At 60.9% G+C, this 25,530-nt stretch carries 27 protein-coding genes and 1 pseudogene; 14 read left to right on the top strand and 14 right to left on the bottom strand.

Features of this window, described 5'->3' with window-relative positions:
- Nucleotides 1-317: 317 nt before the first annotated feature.
- From RE429_RS14190 to RE429_RS14180, 3 genes are all read right to left on the bottom strand, one after another.
- Complete coding sequence (locus tag RE429_RS14190; protein WP_414471389.1) at nucleotides 318-425, bottom strand: DUF2934 domain-containing protein; 108 nt, start codon at nucleotides 423-425, stop codon at nucleotides 318-320.
- 191 nt (nucleotides 426-616) lie between these two features.
- Complete coding sequence (locus tag RE429_RS14185; RefSeq protein ID WP_414471388.1) at nucleotides 617-859, bottom strand: hypothetical protein; 243 nt, start codon at nucleotides 857-859, stop codon at nucleotides 617-619.
- Nucleotides 860-868: 9 nt separating this feature from the next.
- The gene (locus tag RE429_RS14180; RefSeq protein WP_414471387.1) at nucleotides 869-1,213 is read right to left on the bottom strand and encodes a hypothetical protein; all 345 of its coding nucleotides are present in this window, start codon (nucleotides 1,211-1,213) and stop codon (nucleotides 869-871) included.
- 248 nt (nucleotides 1,214-1,461) lie between these two features.
- Between RE429_RS14180 and RE429_RS14175 the strand changes: the two genes are divergently transcribed.
- The 3 genes from RE429_RS14175 to RE429_RS14165 all read left to right on the top strand — a co-directional run bounded on the left by RE429_RS14175 (nucleotide 1,462) and on the right by RE429_RS14165 (nucleotide 3,440).
- Nucleotides 1,462-2,001, top strand: a complete 540-nt coding sequence (locus RE429_RS14175; protein WP_414471386.1) for a hypothetical protein — start codon at nucleotides 1,462-1,464, stop codon at nucleotides 1,999-2,001.
- A 1,027-nt stretch (nucleotides 2,002-3,028) separates the two neighbouring features.
- Complete coding sequence (locus RE429_RS14170; protein ID WP_414471385.1) at nucleotides 3,029-3,223, top strand: hypothetical protein; 195 nt, start codon at nucleotides 3,029-3,031, stop codon at nucleotides 3,221-3,223.
- A 58-nt stretch (nucleotides 3,224-3,281) separates the two neighbouring features.
- Nucleotides 3,282-3,440 (top strand): hypothetical protein, encoded by a 159-nt coding sequence (locus RE429_RS14165; protein WP_414471384.1) that lies wholly within the window; start codon nucleotides 3,282-3,284, stop codon nucleotides 3,438-3,440.
- A 325-nt stretch (nucleotides 3,441-3,765) separates the two neighbouring features.
- Here the strand turns inward: RE429_RS14165 and RE429_RS14160 are convergent, their stop codons facing one another.
- Nucleotides 3,766-4,866, bottom strand: coding sequence for a YihY/virulence factor BrkB family protein (locus tag RE429_RS14160; protein WP_414471383.1), 1,101 nt, complete (start codon nucleotides 4,864-4,866; stop codon nucleotides 3,766-3,768).
- Nucleotides 4,867-5,282: 416 nt separating this feature from the next.
- Here RE429_RS14160 and RE429_RS14155 point away from each other — a divergent pair, with 416 nt between their 5' ends.
- Nucleotides 5,283-7,061 carry an SLC13 family permease gene (locus tag RE429_RS14155; protein ID WP_414471382.1) on the top strand — a complete coding sequence of 593 codons (1,779 nt, stop codon included), beginning with the start codon at nucleotides 5,283-5,285 and terminating at the stop codon, nucleotides 7,059-7,061.
- Here RE429_RS14155 and RE429_RS14150 read toward each other — a convergent pair.
- The 3 genes from RE429_RS14150 to RE429_RS14140 all read right to left on the bottom strand — a co-directional run bounded on the left by RE429_RS14150 (nucleotide 7,058) and on the right by RE429_RS14140 (nucleotide 9,771).
- Entirely contained in the window at nucleotides 7,058-8,266 is a 1,209-nt protein-coding gene (locus RE429_RS14150; RefSeq protein WP_414471381.1) for a sensor histidine kinase, read from the bottom strand. The two genes, RE429_RS14155 and RE429_RS14150, sit on opposite strands and share 4 nt — an antisense overlap.
- Before the next feature lie 83 nt (nucleotides 8,267-8,349).
- On the bottom strand, nucleotides 8,350-8,667 hold the full coding sequence (locus RE429_RS14145; RefSeq protein WP_414471380.1) for a DUF1330 domain-containing protein: 318 nt from the start codon (nucleotides 8,665-8,667) through the stop codon (nucleotides 8,350-8,352).
- A gap of 102 nt (nucleotides 8,668-8,769) precedes the next feature.
- Entirely contained in the window at nucleotides 8,770-9,771 is a 1,002-nt protein-coding gene (locus RE429_RS14140; RefSeq protein ID WP_414471379.1) for an adenylate/guanylate cyclase domain-containing protein, read from the bottom strand.
- A 952-nt stretch (nucleotides 9,772-10,723) separates the two neighbouring features.
- Between RE429_RS14140 and RE429_RS14135 the strand changes: the two genes are divergently transcribed.
- Nucleotides 10,724-11,131 (top strand): DUF1003 domain-containing protein, encoded by a 408-nt coding sequence (locus RE429_RS14135; protein ID WP_414471378.1) that lies wholly within the window; start codon nucleotides 10,724-10,726, stop codon nucleotides 11,129-11,131.
- A gap of 389 nt (nucleotides 11,132-11,520) precedes the next feature.
- Nucleotides 11,521-12,051, top strand: coding sequence for an ankyrin repeat domain-containing protein (locus RE429_RS14130; protein WP_414474206.1), 531 nt, complete (start codon nucleotides 11,521-11,523; stop codon nucleotides 12,049-12,051).
- A 1,029-nt stretch (nucleotides 12,052-13,080) separates the two neighbouring features.
- Here the strand turns inward: RE429_RS14130 and RE429_RS14125 are convergent.
- From RE429_RS14125 to RE429_RS14110, 4 genes are all read right to left on the bottom strand, one after another.
- Nucleotides 13,081-13,485 (bottom strand): hypothetical protein, encoded by a 405-nt coding sequence (locus RE429_RS14125; protein ID WP_414471377.1) that lies wholly within the window; start codon nucleotides 13,483-13,485, stop codon nucleotides 13,081-13,083.
- Nucleotides 13,486-13,548: 63 nt separating this feature from the next.
- Entirely contained in the window at nucleotides 13,549-14,349 is an 801-nt protein-coding gene (gene istB, locus RE429_RS14120) for an IS21-like element helper ATPase IstB (protein ID WP_414471376.1), read from the bottom strand.
- Nucleotides 14,349-15,638, bottom strand: a complete 1,290-nt coding sequence (gene istA, locus RE429_RS14115) for an IS21 family transposase (RefSeq protein WP_414471375.1) — start codon at nucleotides 15,636-15,638, stop codon at nucleotides 14,349-14,351. Before istA ends, istB begins: the two co-directional genes overlap by 1 nt.
- Before the next feature lie 789 nt (nucleotides 15,639-16,427).
- Entirely contained in the window at nucleotides 16,428-16,733 is a 306-nt protein-coding gene (locus RE429_RS14110) for a helix-turn-helix transcriptional regulator (protein ID WP_414471374.1), read from the bottom strand.
- 372 nt (nucleotides 16,734-17,105) lie between these two features.
- On the opposite strand from RE429_RS14110, the gene tnpA reads away from it, so the two are divergent.
- Genes tnpA through RE429_RS14090 form a run of 4 tightly spaced genes read left to right on the top strand, consistent with a single transcriptional unit; the run spans nucleotide 17,106 to nucleotide 19,891 of the window.
- Nucleotides 17,106-17,546 carry an IS66-like element accessory protein TnpA gene (gene tnpA / locus RE429_RS14105; RefSeq protein WP_414470661.1) on the top strand — a complete coding sequence of 147 codons (441 nt, stop codon included), beginning with the start codon at nucleotides 17,106-17,108 and terminating at the stop codon, nucleotides 17,544-17,546.
- Nucleotides 17,543-17,890: an IS66 family insertion sequence element accessory protein TnpB gene (tnpB, locus tag RE429_RS14100; RefSeq protein ID WP_414470660.1), complete on the top strand. Its 348-nt coding sequence runs from the start codon at nucleotides 17,543-17,545 to the stop codon at nucleotides 17,888-17,890. Before tnpA ends, tnpB begins: the two co-directional genes overlap by 4 nt.
- Before the next feature lie 45 nt (nucleotides 17,891-17,935).
- The gene (tnpC, locus tag RE429_RS14095; protein WP_414471373.1) at nucleotides 17,936-19,624 is read left to right on the top strand and encodes an IS66 family transposase; all 1,689 of its coding nucleotides are present in this window, start codon (nucleotides 17,936-17,938) and stop codon (nucleotides 19,622-19,624) included.
- Nucleotides 19,625-19,642: 18 nt separating this feature from the next.
- Nucleotides 19,643-19,891 (top strand): hypothetical protein, encoded by a 249-nt coding sequence (locus RE429_RS14090; RefSeq protein ID WP_414470658.1) that lies wholly within the window; start codon nucleotides 19,643-19,645, stop codon nucleotides 19,889-19,891.
- A gap of 169 nt (nucleotides 19,892-20,060) precedes the next feature.
- Here the strand turns inward: RE429_RS14090 and RE429_RS14085 are convergent, their stop codons facing one another.
- Both RE429_RS14085 and RE429_RS14080 read right to left on the bottom strand, forming a co-directional pair.
- On the bottom strand, nucleotides 20,061-21,272 hold the full coding sequence (locus RE429_RS14085; RefSeq protein WP_414471372.1) for a tyrosine-type recombinase/integrase: 1,212 nt from the start codon (nucleotides 21,270-21,272) through the stop codon (nucleotides 20,061-20,063).
- An 828-nt stretch (nucleotides 21,273-22,100) separates the two neighbouring features.
- On the bottom strand, nucleotides 22,101-22,625 hold the full coding sequence (locus RE429_RS14080; RefSeq protein WP_414471371.1) for a dihydrofolate reductase family protein: 525 nt from the start codon (nucleotides 22,623-22,625) through the stop codon (nucleotides 22,101-22,103).
- Between the two features lie 48 nt (nucleotides 22,626-22,673).
- On the opposite strand from RE429_RS14080, the gene RE429_RS14075 reads away from it, so the two are divergent.
- Nucleotides 22,674-23,231: a TetR/AcrR family transcriptional regulator gene (locus RE429_RS14075; protein WP_414471370.1), complete on the top strand. Its 558-nt coding sequence runs from the start codon at nucleotides 22,674-22,676 to the stop codon at nucleotides 23,229-23,231.
- 72 nt (nucleotides 23,232-23,303) lie between these two features.
- Here RE429_RS14075 and RE429_RS14070 read toward each other — a convergent pair.
- Nucleotides 23,304-23,482: pseudogene (locus RE429_RS14070) on the bottom strand (transcriptional repressor); the annotation flags it as partial.
- Nucleotides 23,483-23,539: 57 nt separating this feature from the next.
- Between RE429_RS14070 and RE429_RS14065 the strand changes: the two are divergent.
- The 3 genes from RE429_RS14065 to RE429_RS14055 are packed head-to-tail and all read left to right on the top strand — an operon-like array spanning nucleotide 23,540 to nucleotide 24,779.
- The gene (locus RE429_RS14065; protein WP_414471369.1) at nucleotides 23,540-23,854 is read left to right on the top strand and encodes an ArsR/SmtB family transcription factor; all 315 of its coding nucleotides are present in this window, start codon (nucleotides 23,540-23,542) and stop codon (nucleotides 23,852-23,854) included.
- Between the two features lie 2 nt (nucleotides 23,855-23,856).
- A complete protein-coding gene (locus RE429_RS14060) occupies nucleotides 23,857-24,321 on the top strand; it encodes an SRPBCC family protein (RefSeq protein ID WP_414471368.1) in 465 nt (154 codons plus the stop codon).
- A gap of 41 nt (nucleotides 24,322-24,362) precedes the next feature.
- Nucleotides 24,363-24,779, top strand: a complete 417-nt coding sequence (locus tag RE429_RS14055) for a GFA family protein (protein ID WP_414471367.1) — start codon at nucleotides 24,363-24,365, stop codon at nucleotides 24,777-24,779.
- Nucleotides 24,780-25,530 lie beyond the last annotated feature (751 nt).

Here is a 25,530-nt window from a genome sequence, read left to right as displayed (position 1 = left end):
CAGTGGACAATACCCGCTTTCGTCACTCCCTCGCTAGCAAAGCCATTCCCAAGGTGCGACCTCGCCCACCGAACAATTCTCCGGCTCGATCGGCCGTGGGCAGATGCTTGGAGGAGGAAGGCTTCACCTTAATCGAGGTATCGTCGGCCGACTTTGCGGCGGCCGCCCGTCACGCCACAACCGACTGCCATTGCTAACCCGCATTGCTCCGAAATCCATTCCTAGCCCGGGCCGTCAGATCCAGAGCCACTCTTCGCGGAAGCAGCATTTGCGCTGATGCCCCCGCTGTTTGCTTCCCCTATCAGCTCACGCTCGGCCTAGTGCCAAAATTCCGCCTCATAGCCTTCTGGGCAGCCGCGTTTCTCCCAACGCTCAAAGGCACGCTGTCTTACCTGGTCCTGGGTAATATGGGTGTTCGTCGCCATTTGCGTCTCCTTCGTTCGATTTCTTCCGAGAAGTATACAAGCCAAGCCGTGCTGCAGGTTCTCAGCCATAGACATTTGTATGGGCCTAGCCTCAGACCCGTAGACGTGTTGGTGCTGATGGCCACTGGTGAGAGTTCAATCGACGATGCCGGTCGCAGCAAAGGCGGTTGATCCCCGCCTCAGGCAGACGGCTACTCTTTCCGAGCTGCCGTCAATTCCCGCGGATCGACCCTGACCGCTTGCACCGACGCCTGATGCTCCTGATGCGATGGCAGGTAAATGATGGTCGCAACTCGCCGGTAGGCGAGAAACGACAGCCCCTCAATCAGCTCCTCGTCAATGTCGATCGTGTATGTGCCGGCGGGCTGTAAGCCATCAACAGCCATCAGCGAGAACGGGTGATCGAAGGTAACGGTCTCTCGTGTCGTACGCATGACCTGCTCCTAAGCCGCGATCTTATCGGCGCAAACTTTGGCAACCTGGCTGTCGCATTCCGCAGTGCCTGGCATCATCGCCCACCCGTTCTTCATGACGAAATTGCCCCTGTTCCAGGACGAGGCGGTCTTGATGGCTGCAACACGGTCGGCAGGCTGGGAATCGTGCTTTGATTGATCAACGCAGATCAGGGATAAAGCCGCGACCACATTGGCATTCGACCGATCGGCGGCCATCGTGCGGGCGGTTCCGCCAGTGACCCAACCGCCCCAGGAAAACCCGATGACGGCAAGTTCTGCAGCGTAGCAGGCGGCGTCATACAGGCCAAGTTTCAGCCATTCTGGCGTTTGCATGATGTTTTCCTAAGGACGATGGAAGCGCAAGCCTCGTATCATCAAAGATCAGTATGGCACGAACGATAGGCGTATTATTTGATTTTTATTTCGGATCTGTTCCTACTTATTCAAGTGGCAAGCTACCATATCTTGTAGACGGACGATTCGAATTTCTGTTTACGGCAGACACTCGTCACCATACGGGAAGCTCAACTTGGCTTGGCCTGAGGCGTTCATTGAACGAGTTCTATATTGAGGAGGCCGCCATGACATTTCTGGTCCAGTTCAAGAGATACCGACGCGGTGTGCTTGAGGTGATTGGAACGCTGCCTGTTGCCGCTGCGGATGGTGCCACAGCTTTGGCATTCGCCCAGAGCCCCGCTGGAATGAGACGCTGGCCAGTGCGGACCGATGCTCTGCGTGTGATGGACGATTGTGGCCGCACGCTGCTCGATTGGACAGTGCCGATCGAGATCGCGCAGCCGGCGACCTATTTACCCAGCCGCGTTCCAACCAAGGCCACCGGCAAACGACCGCGCCCAGCGACTCTGGTGCCGGCAGAGCGGTCAAAAGAGCGCCCATCAACACACGCCGCGGGCCAGCACCGTTTTGCTGCTGGGCAGGCGGTCTCCTACGCGGAGGACGGTCGGCCCGAGGTCTGGAAAGGCGGCTATGAGATCGTCAGGCTCGATGACCCACGTGGTGAGCCGCAATACGCGATCAGAAGCGCGGATCAGTCGTATGATCGGATCGTGCACGAGCACGAGCTCCGCGAGGACCTGGGCGCCCGCGCTCGTGGCCGTTGAAGCTTCTCACTGGGTTCCGTCCGGTTCGGGCAGGAACCTGCTCCAAGGCGCCGCAGGGGGAACTGCGCACCCGGGCCGTTGGCTGCACCAAGGAAAGCGAGCGAGACATGGCACAGAACATCCTCAGTTTAGCGAAATCCATCATCCGTAAGATTTGGGGTACTTTGGTGCCTGCCCCAACTCCCGCCGCACAACCACGACCGCAGCTCAACGGAAGGCGAGGCTACGGAGACGGCAGCATCAAACTGCCCGACTGAGGTCTGAGAGCACGGCCACCCGGAGGGAGCGTCGCTCATGAACGTCTCTCACCGCTGATTGAAAGCCCAAGAGGCCGGCCTGTCAGGCACAGTAACTGGGCTCCCGCGCAGCCCGCGACCCCGTTTCAGGTCAACCTGTCCCGTCACAGGCCAGCTCGAAGAGGCAGAGATAATACTATGGCGCTCGGGGCTGCCTCGTTTCCCGGTGGATACTTTCCAGTTCATTACGGGTATGTTCCATCTCCCGCCGGACTGCCCCAATCGCGGCGCAGTTCCTCAATTGAGCGCGCAATCTGCTGAGTAAACTCCCTTAAGTCACCGCGAGTGATCGATGCGTCCGTGCTGTCCTGCTGAACGCTCGCGCAATCCGGCGTGCCGTCACGGCGGTAGCGCAGGCTCAGGGTATCTCCCACCTTGAGATACACACCGGGCGTCCGGGTCGCGCCACGTCGATGGCGGAGTCTCTTGTACCGTTGCCGAGGTGGCGAGGACCAGCAGACCAGCCATGATTGCGATTGTGATCATCGATCCTCTGTCTGAGGACGTGGGGTCGTGTGCTCGGAAGTCCATGATGGTCCAGAAGGCACTGCCATAATGAAAGGGCAAAGTGTCCGCTGTGGACATGAGGCTCCCGTTGCCTGCACGGCGGGCCGGATCACGGTCTGTCTCTGACCTTGACTGGGGCTTCAGCACTCCTGGTCTGGAGATGGTTGTTCCCGGAACATGGCGGGACCGCTGGTGTTATCCTCAGGGCCGCCTCGGAGGTTGATATGAAGGACCAAGAGATGGTGCTCTCTATCATCGTCAACGCCATCCAATTCACCCTCCAGCACGCGCAGAAGGCTCCCAATCGTCCCGGAGCCGTCATATCGACCGAGGAGCGGGTGGATATCGCAAGAGCAATCTTAACCGCGCTTTCTGAACAAGGCTTCGAGATCACACGAGCGCCGTCGCAGCCCCGCTAATCCACCGCCAGACGAAGAGGGTTCAGTAAAGAGCGCTCCATTAGAAGGGTCCATCCCGATGACCACGAAAACTCGCGTAAGCCTGCCCAAGGGCAAGCCCAAGAACGGCATCTCACAATGGGACAACGAGGGAGGCGCTCCCTCGTCCGGCGATCGGTCACGAAAGCAGGGTGGCAGGACCCAGAAACCCGACAAGCCTGCCAAGAAGGCGTCCTGACCTCGCAGGAGATCCGGCAAGGAATTCAGACCTGCTGGGCCGCATCGGGAACTCAACGTCGCTGGTGGTCTTCTCACGGGAGAGACAGCACCTCACCTCGGCTCTTCCGATGAGTTCTGACGTGGTTCGAGTCGCCGATCGCTCTGCCGCCGTTGGCATAGTCAGGTTAGCGGCGCATCTGCACCGAGTGAGGGACCAGCTCCTTATGATTCTGATAGCGCGGGTGAGATCCTCCCGCAGCCGCAATTCAGGCACTACCCTCCGGCGGCGTTTGCGGGTCCTGCGGATGAGCGTTGTCTCTGGATGCGGTTTCAGGGCGAGTGGGTCAGGCGTGTGACGCACCGACATGATCCGCCATGTTGGCGCCGCGAGATCCGAGCGGCTTAGGTGGATCTTCCGTGCTGTCCTTGGCGGTCTGGTGCTCCATCTCGGCATTGAGCGCGGCGCCGAGCAGGACAATCACTACCGACAGCCAGATCCACATCATGAAGCCGACGCCAGCGCCAAGCGAGCCATAGGTTTTGTTGTAGCTGTCGAAGTTGGCGACATACCAGGAGAACAGCATCGACGCCGCAAGCCAGAGCGCGGCCGCCATAGCGCTGCCCCAGGTCACCCAACGCCATTTGGCATCTTGGCGGCTTGGGCCGTAGCGGTAGATGACGGCCAGCCAGGCAAAGACGACAACGAACAGGGCGGGCCAACGCAGAATGCCCAAGAGCCGTCCGGCCGGGGTCACGAAGCCCATGAAGGTGAAAACGACAGGCGCCACCACCACCGCGCCGATGGCCAGGATTACAACGCCAACCATGCCGAGGGTGAGCAGGAACGTTGTGGCGTAGAAGCGCAGCAGGCTGCGCTTCTCTTTCTCGCCGTAGACCACATTGAGCGCATCGAAAAGGGCCGCAACGCCCGAGTTCGCGCTCCAGAGCGCCACCAGAAAACCCGCCACGAAGGCAAGGCTGAGCGTGTCGCTGTCCTGGGCGACGATCAGGCCGATCTGCTCGCCAATGAGTTCCAGCACGCCGCCGGGCAGAATGCCGGCCAGAAGGGACAGATGCCCCCTCATCGCGCTGGTATCGGCAAAGAGCCCGTAGAGCGACACGATTGTGGCGACTGCCGGGAACACTGCCAGCAGGGCAAAGAATGCGACCCCGCCCGCGGTGGACAGGATCCGGTTCTCCGGAATCGACCACAGCATGCGCCAGAGAATGTCTTTCCAGCCCTGCGCCGGGATCTCCCCAGGGGTGTTGGCGTCCCGTCCCCGGCCAAGCTCACGAGCGCGGGCCAAATCGCCCGACGGCTCGCCGCGGGCTGCTTTCCCGCCGACGCTAGAGCGCCAATCCTCTGCCTGTTCATTCATCGGAGCCATGCTTTGTTGATCAGGGTTCGGCAGAATATCAGGTTCGTAAGCTCCTGGCCGCTCCAACCCGACGCCTCTCGGTATGGTGGACCGCCGCGAATATTCTGCCGATCAGTCGAGGGATCAGGACTGTGGCCATGAGAGCGCCATCAGGCGCACCGATGGCCTCACCGCTGAATCCATAAGTGAGGAGAACAGTGCGGCAGGGAATTCCCAGATTAAGTGGGGCACTCTTCTGCTGAGCTTGAACATGCCTCGGCATTCTTCCTTTGAGCAATCTGAGGTCCCCGGGCGGACCCAAAGCCGACAGATGCTGTAGGGCGGATCTCCATGAGTGATGATACACGACAACGATAGGATTGCAGCGTCGGCATCGGTGGGACGAGAGTCGAATCCCTGAACGGTGTAAACAGGACAGCAGGACCAATCGGATTAGGAAATCGCGCGGGCTCCTTGTCCACAGCGCGATCTAAGGCAGAACGATGACGCAGAACCAGACCTTCGCCTTCGCCATACTGGCCGGAATGATGGCTCTGTTCGTCTGGGGACGGCTGCGCTACGATCTCGTCGCTGTTCTGGCGCTCCTGGCCGCGGTGTTCACCGGCATCGTGCCACATAAGGCGGCCTTCTCCGGCTTTGGAGACGACATCGTCATCATTGTCGCGAGTGCGCTCGTCGTCAGCGCCGCCGTCGCACGCTCTGGCGTGATGGAGGCGGCCCTCCATCGGGTCTCGCCTTACATCACCTCGGTGCAGGGCCAGATTGTGGTCCTTGTGACAGTGGTCACGATCCTGTCCGCCTTTGTCAAAAACATCGGCGCGCTCGCGATGATGATCCCAGTGGCGTTCCAGATGGCACGGCGCTCCAATGCCTCCCCCTCGTGCTTTCTCATGCCGATGGCCTTCGGGTCTCTGCTCGGCGGTCTGATGACCCTTGTCGGCACCTCACCCAACATCATCGTCTCCCGTGTGCGCGAGGATTTGACGGGTCAGCCTTTCAGCATGTTCGATTTCACCCCGGTCGGCCTCGGCCTTGCGGCGGCTGGCGTGGCGTTCCTGGCCTTCGGCTACCGGCTTCTGCCTGGCGGTCGCAAAGCCGTGGGGACTATGGACGAGGCGATCAACCTCACCGACTACATGACGGAAGCTCGCGTTGCCGCGAACTCACCGATGGTCGGGAAGACGGTCAGTGATCTGGCCAAGCTCTGTGACAGCGAGGTGCTGGTGACAGGCATTGTTCGGAACCAGACCGAGCATACGACGCCGCTGCCGGATGCTGTCCTTCGCAAGGGCGATATTGTTCTTCTGGAGGGTGATCCGGAAGCGTTGGAGCGGGCCGTCGCCCGCGCTCACTTGGAACTCGAAGGCGACAATCGCCCCACGCAAGGCAGGGGTGCCGATGAGGAGGTCGGAGGAATCGAGGCCGTCGTCGGACCGACCTCGATGTTGATCGGCCAAACGGCCAAACGCATGGCGTTGCACGAGCGCTTCAACATCAATCTCCTGGCCGTCAGTCGCAGCGGCGAGCGGTTCACCGAACGGTTGCGCGACATCACCTTGCAGACCGGCGACGTTGTCGTGCTGAAGGGCGATCTCACCCGGCTTCCGGACAAGCTGAAGGAACTCGGCTGTCTGCCGCTGGCTGCGCGCGAAATCCGTCTGGGCAATGTCCGGCAGGGTCTTGTCCCCGTGCTGGTCCTGGCGAGCGCCATGGGACTCACGGCCTTGGGCGTGCTGCCCGTTGCCACCGCCTTCTTCACCGGCGCCGCCCTGATGGTCCTGCTCGGGGCACTCTCGCTCCGGGAGGCTTACGAAGCGGTCAATTGGCCCATTCTGGTGATGCTCGGGGCGCTGATCCCGATCAGCGACGCCATCCGCAAGACCGGAGGGGCCGATCTCCTCGCCGGATGGCTGTCGCAGCTTGCCAGCACGCTCCCATCCTACGGCGCATTGGCGGTGATCATGATGGCAGCCATGGCCGTGACGCCGTTCCTGAACAATGCAGCCACGGTGCTGGTGATGGCTCCCATCGCGGCAACCTTTGCCGGACAACTCGGCTATAAACCTGACGCTTTTCTCATGGCGGTCGCGGTGGGCGCAGCCTGCGACTTCCTGACGCCTATAGGACACCAGTGCAACACGCTCGTGATGGGGCCGGGCGGATACCGGTTCGGCGACTATTGGAAGCTGGGGTTGCCGCTCTCCTTCGTTGTCATTCTGCTCGGCGTGCCGCTCATCCTGCTCGTGTGGCCGTTGACCTAGCCAGCAGGATTATTGCGCTCAGACGTGAGCGGAAACCGCACTTGAATCCGCGTCTTCCGACCCCCCTCGATCGCCAGGATGCCGTTAAGACTACGAGCCATGCCTTCGATCAGGCGCATGCCCATTGCCCCCGTGCGCTGTGTGGCGGGAAGACCCATGCCATTATCCTCGATGGAGAGAAGCACGTCCTCCCCTTCATGGTGCAGCCCGACCCGAATGGCGCCGCGCCGCTTGTCGGGGAAGGCGTGCTTGAGTGCGTTGGTGATTGCCTCCCCGGCGATCAACGCCACGTTGATGGCGCGATCAACGTCCAACGTGATCTCATCGGCGTCGCTCGTGAGGTCTATGCGCTGATCCTGCGGGCTCCGGAGATGGCTGAAGTTCCGGCATAGCTCCGGCAGATACCCTGCCATATCGACCGGCTCCACGTCATGGCCGCCCTGCCGGTAGAGAAGCTCGTGAATGCGGGCGAGATGATCCAGTCGCTGGATGGCATTCTCCAACGCCTCTGAGACCACAGGATTGTCCTGTCGCCCGATCTGAAGGCGCAGCATTGAGATCGCCATGGCGATGCTGTTCTTGGCGCGGTGGTTGACCTCATGCAGCAACACGCTCCTTTGGCTCAGAAGCTGGTCCTTTTCGCGGATGCTTTCCGTCAAAACCGCTTCCAGAGTCCGCCTGCGATCGACTTCATTCTGGAGCGTTTGGGTCCGCTCCTTGACCCTTGTCTCCAAAACCTCGTTCATGCGCTGGATGCGACGCTCGGCTCTGACGCGGCGGGTGATATCCCAAAACGACGCGAAGTGCTGGACAACGCGGCCTTGCTCATCATGGACGGGGCTGACGAATTGTGCGGCCCAGACCTCACGGCCATCTTTGGCGCAAAGCGACACCTCAAGGGTGAGAGGTTCGCCGGCTTGCACGGCAGCCCGGATGAGCCTCTCGGCCTCAGGGCCAGTGTCAGGACCGGTCAGAAAGAAGTAGTTCTGGCCCAGAACCTCCTCACGGGTATACCCGAAAAGGTCGATAAAGGATTGGTTCACATAGACAATGGGATTGCCGTCAATGCCGGGATCCGTCACCACCATCGGCATGCGGGTGGCCTCAACCGCTGCCACGAACGGGCCGCCACGATGCTGAGCGGCATTTATTCCCGCTTCGGCTCTTTCCTGATCAGGGTCGGCGGATTTCGGGTCGGATTCCAATTCTCGGTGCTCCGGTCGACGGCGCAAATTGCAACCTTGGTTGACTCTTCGTCGGCTCACTTGCCTTCCACGCGGCTCTGGTCTCACGTATGAAATGGCTCGGGCGTAAATGGGGAGCGCTCCACCAGCCGAATCTTGGCCGCCACGCCGACTGACTGCAGACCTTCGAGAACTCTCTGCATCTGCTCGGATGCTTGCGCCTTGCGAGCATCCTCCACAGTATGGAACTCCAGCAGGGTGATTGTGTCGGGGCTGGCCCCGTCAGCAGTGCGATAGGCCATAAAGGACACCGCTCCAGGGATTTGAAGAGGCTCGGCAATCCAGTCCCGGACCCGTTGGTTATAATCGTTCCAGCGATGCGAGTCGGTCGGGCGATCATACTGAAACATGACAAAGGCCATGGGACACCTCCCTGAAGGCTCGTGCTATCACAGCACATCAGAGCAATCGGTCATAGCACTCAGAACGATGCACCCCGTTGCAGCGGCGTGGTCTCGCCAGGATCAGCCCGAGCGGCGATTGCTCGTGAGTTCATTGACGCTGATCACCCGCGCCAAGAGATCTTGCAGGGTCTCCCGCTCGCGCTCCGACAGGGCAGCCATCACCCGATCCCGCACAGCAAGGATCGCCGGGTACAACCGGGCATAGAGATCGAGCCCTGCTGGGGTCAGGCTGAGGAGGCGCAGATCGCGTCCGTGTTTCCCCGGTGTCCGGCTGACGAATCCGAGAAATTCAAGGTGTTTGACCATCCGCTGGCCACTGGCGAGGTCAATGCCGATCCGCTCGGCCAGTCGCCGCTCGTCGATGTTGGGCGCATCGTGGAGGGAGGCCAGCACCGCAGGCTCGACCAGTGTCAGGCCCTCGGGCTTGGTCACATCCACCAGCGCGTGGTTCAGAATGGTGTGGAAGCGTCGCCCCAGGTTGAACTCACTGCGGCGGTGAACCGGTGGCAGCGCCCGAGACAGCGGATGATCCGTGGGATGGGCCAGATAGGCCCGCATGGGCGCGTCGAGATTTTTCACCAATTGCGTCCCGAGGTCGTCAAAGTTCAGCGGTAGCACCCTGGACACGTAATCATGGGCAGCTCCCGAGAGGCAGACCAATCCCGGCTGTGCCAATTTCTCCATGCGGGCCGCAATGTTCACTCCGTCGCCAAACATGTCGCCGTTGCGGACCATGACCTCCCCAACGTGGATGCCAATCCGGAAGGTCACCCGGCGTCCCTCAGGAGTTTCCTCATTCGCCGCAGCGATCCTCTCCTGAATGCCAACCGCACATTGGACCGCATCAACGACGCTTGGGAAGTCGGCAAGAATACTGTCGCCTGCGGTGTTGGCCGTGCGACCGCCGTGCTGGGTGATTTGCCGATCCATGATCTCGCGGCGAGAATCGAGCAGGGCCAGAGTGCCGGCTTCATCCGCGTTCATCAGGCGCACGTAGCCTGCCACGTCAGCGTAGAAGATCGCTGCGAGGCGGCGATGCATGACTGATGCGCGCTTGTTCATCCTCGGACACCGCGCTTCATAGGCTTGTCCAGACCCATGTCGTGTCGGTAGAGCCTCTCGGTCTACAGGACAATCGGCCAGTGCTGAGTCTCGTTCCTAACCGACCGGCGACACCAGCGAAATTGCACGGACCCGCGTTCGCGATCAGGGTTCTCTCACCCGTGGGAGCGGATCGCCAGCGTGAAAACGGCGAGAATGCCAGCGATCAGGAGGAGTGAAATCAGTGCTTGGGAAAGCATTATATGAACCCCAAGATCACGGCTCCGCAGAACAGGAAGGCCAGAGCCGCAACAAGGATCGCTTCGTTTCCGTAAGAAATGTAGGGCCTGATTCTTTGAGACAAGCTGTCCTCCTAACTTTATCGAAGTATAGGGGTTTAGTAGATGAAAATATAGGATTATCTCAAAACAGGGCTTATTCGGCATGAACGAAGAGAGTGCACGAGTTTTGCATTTAATCTAAACAGCTGGGAACATGGGAAGTAGGTCGACATCCTTCCCATGTTCCCCTTGGGTGTCGCGTGGGTCGTGTGTACAGTGCGGCCTGATTGATGGACTTGGCAATCGAGCAGCCGCCCGGTTTTTTTGAAGAGTGGCACTGGTCTCGGCGTGCAATAGAAGGCTGTCTTGGGCACCTTAGGATACGCCACGGGTGCGAACGGAAGCCTCTCGTGAAGGCTGCCCCCAGTATGGCTCTCGGACGTGGTGATGGCATCCCCGAACGGCAAGCCTCCTCTGGTGTCCATGGCTCGAGTAAACTGCAATCTCTGATCAGAGTGATAGCGGAGGGCACGTATGGACGAGGTGACTCAACTCGCTCGGCAGTTGCTGGACAGCGGCGTAACACGGCTCTCTGAGCGCGAGCAGCGGGTAATTCTCCACATTGCCAAGCGTTCGCATGTCGCTCGAAATGTGAACAGTGTTCTCGAAGAACAGCAGACACTGGGTGAGGCTTGGCGGATCGGGTCGCTCAATTTGGCGGCTCTTGGACCTTCATCACGATCTTCACGGGGATGCTCATCGCCTGGGTTGTCGTGAACAGCCTTGCCTTAACCGGCTTCAGCGGGGGCTTTGATCCGTACCCTTACATTTTCCTGAACTTGATCCTGTCGATGGTCGCCGCGCTCCAAGCCCCTGTGATCCTGATGTCTCAGAACCGCCAGGCCGCCAGAGACAGGTTGGCTGCGAGCCTGGATTACGAAGTTAACCTGAAGGCAGAGGTTGAGATCATGGCCCTGCACGACAAACTTGACCGCATTCGCGTCGAGCATCTCGAAGGCTTGCTTCAGGATCAGACGCAGCGGGTTGAGGAGCTAGACAAACTGGTGCGGGCAGCCCTCGCGAAACCGCTCTCAAGCTGACCTGCACCGAATTTGGTCTTTGACGTCCTGGATTGCCTATGAGCAATGAGGCTGCCACAGGCCTGCGCCGCCGTGCTCTACCGAGACAAGCCCATCGGCATGTACCAGCTCGCGCAAGCCATTTTCGGCTGAGTTGCTGCACTGATCTCGTTACCAGCCTTGGCGAAGGTCCGGAACTGGCACTTCTGAGACGTTGCATCAAAGCCAGCTTATGGGCCCTAAGCGGAAGCTCCAAAGATAGGGACTTAGAAGTCTGTCCCGGACCAAATGCCCAAGGTGAGGGCGTAGCGTGTATTCGAGGCAGGATGCTCCTCCCGCCAGCTGGCAAGTCCCCCAACGAGCCATATCTTCTGGTGAGCCGCTTTCTCGATCGCCGCCCGGAGGCCAGCATGCAGAATGAGGATCCATCCCAGCCGCTAGCCCTAGACGAGGAGACAATCGCGTTCGTGCAACGGATTTTCCAATATACGCGAGCCGGCTACGCCGATGAGTTGGCCTCATTGCTGAAGCAAGGACTCCCTCCCAACCTGCGCAACGAGAAGGGTGACAGCCTCCTCATGTTGACCTGCTATCACGGCCATGCCGATGTGGCGGAGCAACTGCTCATGCACGGTGGCGATCCGGAATTGGCAAACGACAGGGGCCAGACGCCTCTTGCGGGAGCAGCGTTCAAAAGAGATGCTGCAATCGTTCGCCTGCTTCTGGAGCACGGGGCCAATGTCAACAGCAGCGGACCTGATGGTAGAACGGCGCTGATGGTTGCGGCGATGTTCAACCGAACCGGGATCGTTGAACTTCGGCTGGCGCACGGGGCTGATATCGACGCCCGTGATGCTCAGGGCCTTACGGCAGAAGAGGCGGCCCGCAAGATGGAAGCTCCTGATACGCCTGAGCAGCTTGCCCGACTGGCACAGGGGTAGACCACGAGGTGTGTACAAGGGCAGGGTACTATTCGGATAATCGGCGCCCGAACAGCCGCAAACTCCACGGCGTCCACGTGCAAAAAGGACGTGCAAAAAGCGGCCTTCTGCGAAATAGCGTTCATGTACCCGGGATGTTTGAAGATGGCCCAGGGCAGATGAAAGCTGAGCCTTCGGAATCGTGGGATAAGCTGGCCTTCAATAGGGCCACGCCTAACGGCTTAGTTCGACCCTGGGCAGACCCTCTGCTCAGGTCCGCCGATGCCCGACTGATGCCGCTCGAAACATCTCTGCGGACGGGTGGCTCGGAAGGTTACGGCCGTTACAGAGTGTAGTGTAACCATCCCAAAACTGCCCAGATCCAGATCTAAGTTATTAATATAACTGGGCTTCATGGTTACCCGACTTCCTTTGCACCCGTTTGCCCACGAGTTGCTCTACCAAGACGATGGGCCTTGAGAAGCAGGACACCACTGCGGCCGTGGCAGGCTTCATTATTGGAGGGCTGTGGTACTTGCCTTGACCGTTCCATCAACGGAAGTCACGCGCTGAGCCCGGAGGATAGGCCTAGAGTTTAACCTCTGCAATGGCGCTTAATGCCCCTGCACCTGGAACAATAAGGTGACGCTCGCGGCCTCAGCATTAGTTAGATCGCCGCTGTACCAGACCGTAAGGCGGCGGGATCGAAGCAGAGCGGCAGCACACCATTGTCCTTCCATCACGGTTCCAAGGCACAGCTGTCCGGCACGGGCGAGAGCGGCGATGTCAAGTGCGAAGGCATGTTCGACAAGACCACGGCGTGAACGCCATACCGAGAAGTTGCCTGATCCAACGCCGCCGATGGATGCCGCCTATATTGTCGCGCAACCATTTGTCAAAGAAGGTTGCACTGCATTTATCGGTCGGCAGGAGCCGAAATAGTGTATTTTCAGATGGTTGTGCGGAGAGTGATAGGTTGTAGTATCTGCAGCCTTGGTTACAAACTGCAACTGCAACTGCAACTGCCTTCTGTAGAATGTCATGGGACCCTTAGCCTTCCGCGCCTTCTGCATAGCGTTGGCGGGCTGCGTGATGGATGTCCTGCGAGATCGATACCCTCTTGGCGTAGATCCACCCTTGCGGCTTGCAGGCGATCCCGAACTCTTTGGCGTCCTCGGGATCCATTCCTTTGCCCATGTAGGCCAGCTTTCCCAAGATCGCTGATAACGTTGGATTGCCGTTGCCAATGTGCTTGAACTTAACGGCCTTATCGTTCAAGCCATGGCAGGCCCCGTCGAGCACATTCCGCACCTGCTCCTTGAAGCGGCGAAGGGCTTCGGGTGGGCAGTGCACCAGAATATGCGTGTTGGGGCGACCATCAGGATTCTCACGAACTGCAATCTGCGCAAAAACCTTGCAGTGTCGCGGCTTGAGCCATTTCCTGCTCAGTTCCATCAGCCGGCTGTCAACCGAACCGAAGAATTGACCCCTTGGGCGAATTGAAGGTTTGACCCCCTCTCATCGCTTTGTGTCTCCCTCAGTTTCGAGGGCTACTCCGGCCTTCTGCAGAAGGCCGGATCGGCGCTTTTCACGAAGCCGGTAGCTATCGCCGCGGATGGTGATCACCGTCGAATGATGAAGCAGGCGATCCAATATCGCTGTCGCCACGACGGCGTCCCCAAAAACTGATCCCCATTCGCCCACGGAGCGATTGGAGGTGATCAGGATCGAGCCCCGCTCGTAGCGGCGCGACACCAGCTGGAAGAACAGATGCGCCGCATTGGCCTCAAACGGCAGATAGCCAAGTTCGTCGATGATCAGCAGTTTCGGCCGCGCCAAGATCGTCAGCTGCTTGTCGAGCAAGCCATCGTCATGGGCCTTGGCCAGCATTGCCACCAGCGTCGCGGCCGTGACGAACTGCACGCTATAGGTCTGCCGGATCGCCTCGCGTCCGAGAGCGACCGCCAGATGAGTTTTGCCGGTGCCCGGCGGCCCTAAAAGCAAGACCGCATCCCCATGCGCAATCCAGCGGCAGGTGGCCAACTCCCGGACCTGTCGCGGATCCAGCGACGGCTGCGCGTCGAAGTCAAAGCCGTCGAGCTCGCGCACGAACGGGAACTGGGCGATCTTGCTCGCCATGGCGATCCGCCGCTCGTCGCGCCGTGCGATCTCGCACCGGACCAGGAACGCCAGGGCCTCGCGCAAGGTCATGTCCGACCGGGCTGCTTCGTCCAGCAGCGTGTCGAGCTGGTCGCGGATCGCCGTCAGCTTGAGCCGATCGAGCATCGCCACCAGCGCCTCGTGATCGATGGCCGTCATCACCAGCCTCCTCCCACCAGCGCCTCATACTCGGCCAGCGGCCGCAGCAGGGCGGGCGGCACAACGATGTCCGTCGGCGCCGACCGCACCGGCCCCGCGGCGCCGACCACGCCGGCCAGATGCGCACGCTCGACAATCCGTTGGCGGCGGCCCCGGCACAGGGCATGATCGGCGACGACCTCGCCCGCATGACGCACGATCACGCGTCCGCCCAGCACCACGACCTGGACGCTCTCCCCGATCAGCCGCCAGGGCACCGAGTAGCTGTTCGTGTCCAGGTCGATCGCGCAGTCAGCCTGAACCTTGCGCACCAGATCCCGCAGCTGCCCGAACGGCGCCCGCCCGCCGAGGGGACGAAGTGCCCCGGCCTCGTCCGCAAAGCGCTCTGCCGGAGCCACGCCGGTGGTGCCATGCACCCGCTGATCAGCGACCTCACGCGTCCATCGATCCAGATGCGCCTCGAGGGCGGCCCAGCTCTCGAACCGGCGGCCGGCAATGGCATTCTTCTTGACGTAGCCGACCCCGCGCTCGTCCTTTCCCTTCGTGCGCGCCCGGTAGGGCGCACACGCGCGGGGTGCAAATCCCCAGTAGCGGGCAAAGGCATGCAGCCGCCCGTTGAACCGCACCTCCCGGGTGGCCGCATCGTGATGCTCGACGAGCGCCTTGGGATTGTCGAACAGCACTTCCGCTGGAACCCCGCCGAAGCGCAAAAAGGCGCCTTCCATGCCCTCGAACCAGTCCGCCTGGCGCTCGCGCAGGGAGGGTCGAATATGCAGCCGGCGCGAGTAGCCAAGCGTTGCCACGAACAGGTGCACCCGCACCCGCTCACCGCCGATCCACACCCGCGTGTCGCCGAAGTCGATCTGCATCTGCTGGCCCGGGGCCGTCTCAAACCGCACGGTAGCCCGCATCTGCGCCTTCAACTCCCGGCGCCAGCGCTGCACCCGCAGTTCCACCGAGCGAAGCCCGATGACGATGCCGTGCTCGCTCGCCAGTTCCTGGCGCACCACGTCGGCGTTGCCGCTATGCCGGAAGAAGCGCTCCCGCAGCCACTCATCCAGCCCGTCGAAAACAGTCCGGCGCACGGGCTTGCGGAAAACAACAGCCCCGCCCTGGCGCAGATAGCGCCGCACCGTATTGCGCGCGCACCCAAATTCTTTCGCCAGCCGCTTGGCACCCCAGCCAAGCCCATGCAGCCGCAGCATCGCAGCCACCTCCTCAGCCTGAAGCATCTCGTCTCCCCGCATCGTGCGCGACAATGCAGGATCCACTGAAACCCCAATCGACATCTATTCCTCCTTTGCCAAGGAGGGGTCAGGTCTTCCTTTCGTCAGGGGGTCAGTTTCTCAATTCGGACGACACCGGCCGAGGATCCGACCATCCGGATCACCGCCAACCCACGTGCGGGACCAGTTAATGTCGATGCTGAGGTTAAGCGGATATCCACGCGCATGGGCGAATTTGGCCGCGGCGAGAATGGCCTCGACTTGAGCCTTGGTCAGCCGATCAGACCAACCGGGCTGGGAGCGGACTGACACGACAGGATCGTGGGATCTAATGATCCTATTACGAGAACTTCGCGTGTGCGCGAGGGGCACGCGCGAGCGCTCGCGTGACGAACGCGTGGCCGCAGAAGGGTTTGATGCGTCTTTTGGCCGGCTTTCGACTTCAGTGTCAGAAGCCATGGCCTTTCCAAGTTTGCAGCCGTTCATCGTAGTGCTCTCATCAACTCGTTGCCAACTTGCCTGCCCCATGCCTCGCGGGCGGCAAAATTCGTGACCATCCCGTCGGGTGCCGCTCATGTGCCCAGCTTCACGACAGGCAAGGCCGTCCAGCGCCGGACATCACCCATCCGGTATTCCTCATCATCGGCGCGGGAGGTGGCTCGCAGGCCGGCCGGGCCACGGCCTTCTCGCGCCCAGCACTGGAGCCTCGCGACCGAGCAGCCGAGGAACAGCGCGACCTCTGCGGCGGAAGCGATCGTGTCATCTGGCAGACAAGCCAGCTCAATCGGAGTGCGGAGGGGGTGATGCGGTTGTGACTGTTTCGACATTGGACTGCCTGGGGACCAGGGGAGGCTAGGGGTGCGACGGGCTAGAGGTGCTCGTCGAGCAGCGGCTCTTGCTGTTGGCCCACGTCCGCAGGTCTTCAATGCTGTAGACGATCAGCTTGGGCGAGAGCTTCTTGTAGATCGGGCCGGTGCCGCGCAGGCGAGCGTGGTTCAAAAACGAGACCGAGACGCCGAGGTAATGAGCGGCCTCGGGGGTCCGCAGGTGCCGCAACAGGTGCGGGTCGGATTGCTCCTGTCCAAAGGATGGACGAGGCTGCTGACGCGATTGCGGTGCGGGTTTCGCCTTGTGCATTGTTGGATGGGCCGTGGTCATCGTTGCAAGCTCTCTTGGATTCTGTCCCAAGAACTGTGTTGTGAATAAAAAGTTGCAAGATGCTGGTTATTGGAAGATGAAGTTCTTTGTGGAAAACTGCACGATTGTATTGGTGCGAGCTGAAGCGGTTATGCCTACTTACATTATCCTTTCCAGTGTTGCCCACTGTGGGTTTGAATAGATTTAGTACAAAACTGCCACAAGAAGTGTCGTGGCATTTCGCTACAGATTACTTTCTTAGTTGTGGCAATCCGCCACGACGGCTCCAATCCTTTTCAAGGACTTAGTACGCAGCAGGACCGTACGCATCCGGGCAGGGCCGCCTTGTGGGATTGAGGCATTTGGAAGACCACTGGCTCTATCGACGTCGATATGGACGGTGTTGTAGCCATGGACATTATCAGGGACCGTGGGCCGGTCAGCCGCCTGGACGTGGTCGACACTGGTCGCCGTCGCCGGTTCAGCGATGAAGCAAAGCTCGCGATTGTGGCCGAGAGCCATCGCGGCCCAAAGCAGGTCTCGGCCACGGCGCGCCGGCACGGGATCACCCGCTTTCAATTGAACAGCTGGCGCAAGGCTCACAGAGAAGGACGGCTTGGCGCTGGTTCATGGGATGGGTTTGTGCCTGCCCTGGTCGTGCCGGACTCGCACGCGCCCTTGGAGCCTTCGCCGACTGCGCCGGTACCGCATTCCCCACGCGGCCCCGGCCGAATGGACGTTGTCACGGCGAATGGGCGGCATGTGATCGTCGACCGGGATGTTGACGTCGATGCGCTGTTGCGGATCATCCGGGGCCTCGAGGCGCTGCGATGATCCCCATCCCAACAGGCGTTCGGGTATGGCTGGCGACGGGCTATACCGATATGAGACGGGGCTTTCCATCGTTGGCCCTGCAGGTGCAGGAAGTCTTAAAACATGACCCGCTCAGCGGTCATTTATTTTGCTTCCGGGGTCGTCGCGGCGATCTGATCAAAGTGATTTGGCACGATTCCCAGGGGGCATGCCTGTTCACGAAGCGCCTCGAGCGCGGCAGGTTCATCTGGCCGTCAGCGGCTGATGGCGTGGTGACAATCTCGCCGGCGCAGCTGTCTTATCTTCTGTCCGGAATCGATTGGCGTGCCCCTCAGGAAACCTGGCGTCCGACACGGGTCGGGTAGCATTATTCAATTGAAAAGACAGGGGAATTCTGATCGAATGGTGTCATGCCTTCAAAGCCTGATGATCTTCCAGAAGACCTTGCAAGCGCCTATCTGGCGCTGCTGTCCGAGCGTGAGGTGTTGCAGGCTGAACGAGATGTCGTTGTCGCCGAGAGGGACAGGGCTGTGGCGCAAGCCGCCAAGGCCCAAGCCCTGTTGTCCGACAGCGAGGCCCTGATCGCCAGTCTGGAACTGGCGATCGAAAAGCTGAAGCGCGAACTGCGCGGCCAGCGCTCCGAGCGCGCGGCGCGACTGATCGACCAGATGGAATTGCAACTCGAAGAACTGGTGATGGCCGCGACCGAGGATGAGGTTGCGGCACAGGCCGCCACCAGGAACTCAAACGGGCGCTCTTTTGTGCGCAGGCGGCCAGTCCGAAAGCCCTGGCCGGAGACTATCGAGCGCGAACGCGTGGTGCTTGATCCCCCGGCGACCTGTGCCTGCTGCGGTGGCTCGCGCCTGGCGAAACTGGGCGAGGACATCACCGAGACGCTGGAGGAGATCCCGCGTCGGTTCAAGGTGATCGAGACGGTGCGGGAAAAGTTCAGCTGCCGGGACTGTGAGGCGATCAGCCAGCCGCCGGCGCCGTTCCATGCCACGCCGCGCGGCTTCATCGGCCCTCATCTGCTGGCGACGATCCTCTTCGACAAGTTTGGCATGCACAGTCCGCTCAATCGCCAGAGCGCCCGGTTTACATGCGAAGGCATCGCGTTGTCGACCTCGACGCTGGCCGATCAGGTTGGGTTTGGAACCTCCGCTCTCAGGCCGGTCTTCGATCTGATCGAGAAGCATGTCTTTGCGGCCGAGCGCCTTCACGGCGACGATACGACCATCCCCATCCGAGCCAAAAGCAAGTGCACGACCGGACGGATCTGGACTTACGTGCGGGACGACCAGCCGTTTGGTGGGCCTGCGCCGCCAGCCGCGGTCTACTACGCCTCAGGTGACCGCCGCGGCGAGCATCCGCAGAAACACCTGGCCGGGTATGGCGGCATTCTGCAGAGTGACTGTTACAATGGCTTCGAGCCGATCAGTGTTGCCGAACAGAAAACGGTGCCGATTACCTTTGCCTTCTGCCACGCGCATGCGCGACGGAAATTCTTTGAACTGGCCGATATCGAGAAAAGGGCTCGGGATCGCAAAAGAAACGGCAAGCCGATCTCCCCGATCGCGTTGGAGGCCGTCAAGCGGTTCGACGCGCTGTTTGACATCGAGCGTCAGATCAACGGCTTGAGCGCCGCGGAACGACTGGCTGTGCGGCAGGAGAAGAGCAAGCCGCTGTTCGATGAGATGCACGAGTGGCTGAAGCGGGAGCGTGCCACGCTCACCCGATCGTCCGAGGTGATCGGCGCCATCGACTACATGCTGAAGCGCTGGGATGGCTTTGCCCGCTTCCTGGAGGATGGCCGGGTGTGTCTGACGAACAATGCCGCCGAACGGGTCTTGAGAGGGATCGCCCTGGGGCGCCGCAACTGGACCTTCGCCGGTTCCCAGCCGCGCGGGGCCGATCGGGCCGCCGTCATGCTTACCCTCATCACGACCTGTCGTCTCAACGATGTCGATCCAAAAGCCTGGCTCGCCGACGTGCTGGCCCGGATCGCCGATCTTCCTGTCGCCCGCCTGCCCGAATTGCTTCCCTGGGCGTGGAAAGGCCGACGGCTGGCCGAGAACCCGGCCTCCCAGCTGGCCGCGTGACCGAAAAGGGACCGACGAATGGGATATCGCAACTCAACGCTGTACACGCTGAAATACGTGGCTGACATGCTCGGTGAAGACGAGGACTTCCTGCACGAGTGCTCCATCGAGATGTTCCCGGAAGACGGCCGCCTCAGTGCCTACGACAACTACCCAGCCTCCGAATTGACCGAGCACATTGTCCTCTTCACCGAGGATGGCATCGAGAACCTCAAGTACATCATCGAGGCTCGCAGGACCGTCGCATCACAAAAAGCCGCCCCTTAAACCTGCACCAACGTTAGCCACGATCCCATCGACGCGCGAGGCCTGATCCCGCGGTCTTCCTCGGATGCGTACGCAGGACCGGCTGCCGCGTGGAGCAGAGTTGAGGCAAAAGAGTCCGGGTAGGCTGCGCTCGTGCATGGGATGCGCGGGCGCTTGCGAGAAGCGACACTCAAGCAGTGATGCGTGTGATCTCGGCGGCGAGCTTCCGAAGGGCATCGCGCTTGGCTGGCACATAGTCGTGGCGATCGTAGACCCCAGCGACACCCGGGATCGTGTGACCAAGAACCCGCTCGGCGATCTCGCCGCTGACGCCGGCGCGGCTCATGAGGGAGCGGGCGGTGCGGCGCAGATCGTGCAACCGCCATCCCGTGACGGCGCTGGCCCGATCGGTGGCAGCCTTGGCCTTCGAGAAGCCGGAAATGGCGGTCCGGCCTGTGGTGCTGAACACGAACTCGCCCGAGCGGGGGAGGGCCGCCAGGATGGATTGCACCTCCTCGGTCAACGGAACGGTGTTGGCTCGGCCATTCTTGTAGCGCTGTCGGGGAATGGTCCAGAGGTCGCCATCGATCTCACGCCATTGCATGTGCGCGACCTCGTCCCGGCGCTGGGCGGTCAGCAGCAGAATCTGAACGAAGGGCCCAAAGGGGTAGGGGATCTGCTGCAGGGCCCGCCAGAGGGCTTTGATCTCGCCATCGCTCAGCACCCGGTCGCGGGCCCGGGCGGTGATGCTGGTGCGTGCCATGCCTGTCACGAGAGGGCTGTGAAACCGCTCGTCCCGGGCGGCATGCCAGTTGAACAGCTTGCGAATAACGGCCAGCACGTGGTCGGCCAAGGCAGCGCTGCGCCTTTCCTCAATCGCATCGAGGAGGGCGGTCACTTCTGAGCGCTGGATCTCGGTGATCGGGCGCGTTCCCCACTCGGGCAGAACATAGTCCCGCAGCATACGCTCGTACTCGCGCCAGCTCCGGAGGCGGGGCTTGGCGTGGCGTTCTATGAACATAGTTGCAATGGCCTCGACAGAGGTGGCGATCGTCCGCTTTTTCTCCTGGGCGGCGCGCAGGGCTTCGGCGTGAAGCAATTCCCGCTGGGTGACCGGGTCGATGCCTTGGGCCAGCTTGCCCTTCACCTGAACAGCGATGCTCCGAGCCTGGTCAGGGGTGAGGCTCTCGCCATAGGCTCCGATCGTGTAGCGCCGAATGCGCCCCGCTCGTCCTGGCGGATAGCGGTATTGGACCAGAAAGACCTTGCGGCCAGAAGGCGTAATCTTGAGGCCGAAGCCCGGGAGCTCCGCATCGAAGATGACCCAGTCCTTATCGGTGGCCATGAGCGCATCGACGGCACGCTTGGTGAGCTTGATGCGAGTGAGGGCGGAGGCAGCCATGATCGACCCGGTAATCACATGGTAAGCACGCGATCGGCAACGACAATTTGGGATCGGACACAGTGTGCAACGAAAGCGCTTGTGTATCAAGGGATCGTGACGCATGAGACATCACAGGGCAAAGATGTGGGTGAAATAGCACCTAACTTTTAATCAGAGGGTCCTGGGTTCGAGTCCCAGCGCGCTCACCACTTCAAACCCTTAACCGGCAAGGGTTTTATAGTTTTCCTGTGGCGGCAGCCCCTCGCCATCGTTTCCTTCGGGTAACGCGCGGGTAACAGCAGACGAATAGTGAGCAGCTCATCACGGCCCGACTCATTTCGAGTTGGGTGGCCGAGGCTCTGCAATCTGGTTACGAACCGATCTTCAAACAGTCACGCTGATAGACCGGTTGTGACACGATGCAGACGTTGACTTCGCTTATGGCGATCGTGCGCTTTGGCAATCCCCACAATTTATGAGCCGGTAGCCCGATTGCTCATCAGGGATGCGGGCGACCTTCGGGATCGCGGGTGAACCCCCGTGCTGGATCGGTGGGATCCAGCGGAAGCAGGACGTCAGCGTAAGAACGTCAGGAGTCAAGTGTCACGCGTCCCGGAACGCTCCTCGATTAGTCCATCGAACCGGCGCTGATCTGAATGCCTGCACTTAGCAGTCACGGTATTTCTGCCAAGCCCGCGCCTCCGTTTTCGCAACGGTGAAGGGCCGTAGAGCAGGTTGCTTCCTACAGCATCGGACATGAAACCGAACCCACATCCGATCCTTTAACGGTTTCGTTTTTGAGCATCTTTTCACGCAAAACGGGTTCCCGCTTTTGCGTCCGATGCTCTAGAACCGGTAGTGCAGCCGCACGCAGCCCTTGTCGATCGCCTGAGCGCTCACGAGCGTGGGGCTCGCGCGAAAGCCCTTGAGCGGAAAGAGCGGTCGACCGCCCCCCAGCATTTCCGGCATGACGTAGACCTCAATCTCGTCCAGTGCCCCGCGCTCAAGGAAGGCCATCTGCAACTGCCCGCCACCCAGCATCCAGACGTCGCCATCGTCGAGCCTGCGAAGTTCGTGGACTAATGCATCGACGTCGCTGCGGACTTCCAGTGGCCCCTTCGGCCCGTCGATCGGCCGTGACGTGACAACGATGACGCGCTTGTCCCCGTAGGCCCAAGGTGAGGACTCGCCCGCTATGAAATCGTACGTACCCCGTCCCATCACGACTGTACGGATGCGTTTGAGGAAGGTGCGGTAGTCGTGCTCGCCCAGATTCATGTCGTCGTACTTGAACAGCCAGTCGAGATTGTCGTCGTGGGTGGCGATCAATCCATCGAGACTGGCGGCGATATAGCCTACGATCTTGGCCATGAGAGGTCCCCTTGATTAATAAATAAATATACGTTTATATATGCGCCTATGGCAAGACCCAGGACGATTCCGGACGAGCAGGTGCTCGACGCCCTTCTTGAAGCGCTCATGGACAACGGGCCCGACGGGCTCACCTTCACGCGCGCCGCAGCGGCCTGCGGTCTCTCACCGGCGACACTGGTCCAGCGCTACGGTGCCCGGGAGGCCCTGGTTCAAGCCATTCTCCTGCGCGCCTGGGACCGGCTCGACGCAGAGACCGAAGCGGCCGATGAGGAGGAAGCACCGACGCCTGAAGGCGCGATCGACCTGCTGCTGCGCCTGATGCCGATCGAGACCGCGGAACGCGATGCTACCAATGGCCTGCTGCTCTTGAGGGAAGACATGCGCAATCCCATCCTGCGTAGCCGCGGTGCGGCCTGGGGGCATCGCCTGGCCGACGCGCTCGGTCGCCGCCTTTCCAAGGATCAGGCACAGAGCAAACGCCTCGGTTGGCAGATGGCAAGCCTTTGGCAGGGAGCCCATACATGGTGGGCCTTCACCCGCGAGGAGCCGCCGGAACGCGCGATCCGACGGGCATTGGAGGAGTGGATTGCGGGATTGAAATGACCCCTGTTGGCAGGTCTCTGTCGTTTGTCTCGTAGCTGTTTCAGCCTGTTCTGCAATCAGAAGGGCGTCATCAAGGTCGATCCCAAGATACCGAACGGTGCTCTCGATCTTGTCGGACCGGAACGCGGTCACCGCGCCTGTGTCGAGGTCGATCAGGTGATCGTGATGCTCCATGGCGGCTGGCTCGAAGCGGGCGGGGCGCCCTCGAAGGCATGACGGTGCACCACGCCCTGTGACTCCAGAAGGATGAGCCCGCCTTGACATGCAGGTAAATGACTGCATATTATGGCCGCATACGAGAGAGACCGATGGATGCCGACAAGGTTTTCAAGGCACTGAGCGACCCGACCCGCAGGAAGCTGCTCGACCTTTTGTGCGAGGAAAACGGGCAGACGCTCAGCCGGCTCTGCGAGAATCTCGACATGGCCCGGCAGTCCGCCACCCAGCACCTCGGGATTCTCGAGGACGCCAACCTCGTGACCACGGTAAGGCGGGGCAGGGAGAAGCTGCATTTCATCAACCCCGTGCCGCTCCACGAGGTCTACGAGCGGTGGGTGCGCAAGTTCGAGCGCCAGCAGCTCAGTCTGCTGCATGAGTTGAAGAAGGAACTCGAAGGGAAATGACAATGACCAAAGGGAAGACCAGCTTTGTTTACGTGACCTACATCGTCTCGACGCCGGAAAAGGTGTTCGAGGCCATCACCAGGGCCGATATCTCACGGCGCTACTGGGGCCACGAGAACATCTCGGACTGGAGGCCTGGTTCGAGGTGGCAGCATGTCCGCGACAATGACGAGCGGACCGTGCAGCTCGTCGGTGATATCGTCGAGGTCTCGTCGCCGAACCGTCTCGTGGTCACCTGGGCGAACGCGTCGCAGGCCTCGGATCCAGAAGCCTACAGCCGTGTGACGTTCGAGATCGAGGAATACGAGAATATGGTGCGCCTCACCGTCACCCACGACGAGCTCGAGGCTGACAGTGGCATGGCCAAGGGCATCAGCAAGGGCTGGCCGATCGTCCTGTCCAGCCTCAAGTCCTTCCTCGAAACGGGCCGGGCGCTCGACGTCTTTGCCAAGCCGAAGGCGGCGTGAGCCCTCCTGCTGCCAGGTGTCCCATCTGAGAAAGAGCGACCATGACCAAGACCTATGCCGGTGGATGCGCGTGCGGAGCGATCCGTTACGCAACGGGCGGGGCGCCCATCGTCGAGAGCCATTGCCAGTGCCGCGACTGCCAACGACGAAGTGGCACCGGGCATTCCTCCTATCTGGTGTTTTCGGGCCGGGCCGAGATGACAATCGACGGGGAGGTGGCGACCTGGAGCGTAGCCGGCGACAGCGGTAACGAAAAGGTTCACGCCTTCTGCCCGGCCTGCGGGACGCCGGTTTACCTCACCTTCACTGCGATGCCGGACCTGATCGCGGTTCATGCCGCCAGCTTGGACGACCCCGGCCAGTTCGAGCCGAAAGCCGTGACCTATACCGTTCGCGGTCACGCTTGGGACTCGCTCGATCCCGCGCTGCAGAAATTTCAGAGAATGCCGGCCGGCTGAGGCCTGGACATCCGGGACGGGCGCCCGGCTCGGACCAATGTCACAGGTCTTGGGTCTCCTTCGACGGGATCAGATCCACGCTGCGCCAAGTGCCGGAGCCCTCAGTCGATGCTGGCAGGTACGTGAACCTCGACATCGGCGCATTGGGGTCCGTACGCTCGCGAAAATACCTGCCCGTCAACCTGCACGGGGTGGTGCGCGCCGAGGGCCGGCGGTGGTTCGCCACGTCAGAAGATTGACGGCTTGGGCTACAAGCGTGATGTTCAGATCGCAGCGATAAAGGAGGATCCTACGATCCAAGGGGTGGCGGGTGGTGATCGGCGCCGGCGAGGATCGCTGCTGCACCCGCCCCGATTCAGGTGTTCTCTTTTGCGCGGTAGGCGGACCTCGATACGGGCACTCTTACAGGCTGCACCTGACCCGAAGCAGACTTTAGCTCTGGCGCAACTGAGCTCCGAACCGTTCTCTCAGATTTATCGTGAGCCGTTTGTTCGCTTTTCCATGGCCGCTTATCGGAATCACGGGCCCCAGGGGTGTGAACCGGCAGTGCCTGACCCTGTCGTCGGCGTGCAAGCATGATCCCGAGCGAAGTCTGAAAAACACGCAAGCACAGAGACTTGGTCAATCGGAGCAAGAGTCATCCGTCCGATCCGAACAAGGGGGCACGTGCCGCGCCGATACACATCTCTTGTCAAAGGGACGTGTTCACATATGTCGGTTCCGTGCCACTTGGCTGCTAGTGACACACCTT

Source organism: Microvirga sp. M2 (assembly GCF_047497095.1).
GTDB lineage: Bacteria > Pseudomonadota > Alphaproteobacteria > Rhizobiales > Beijerinckiaceae > Microvirga.
The sequence above is the reverse complement of the archived record's forward strand: the minus strand, read 5'-3'. Positions and strand labels throughout refer to the sequence as shown.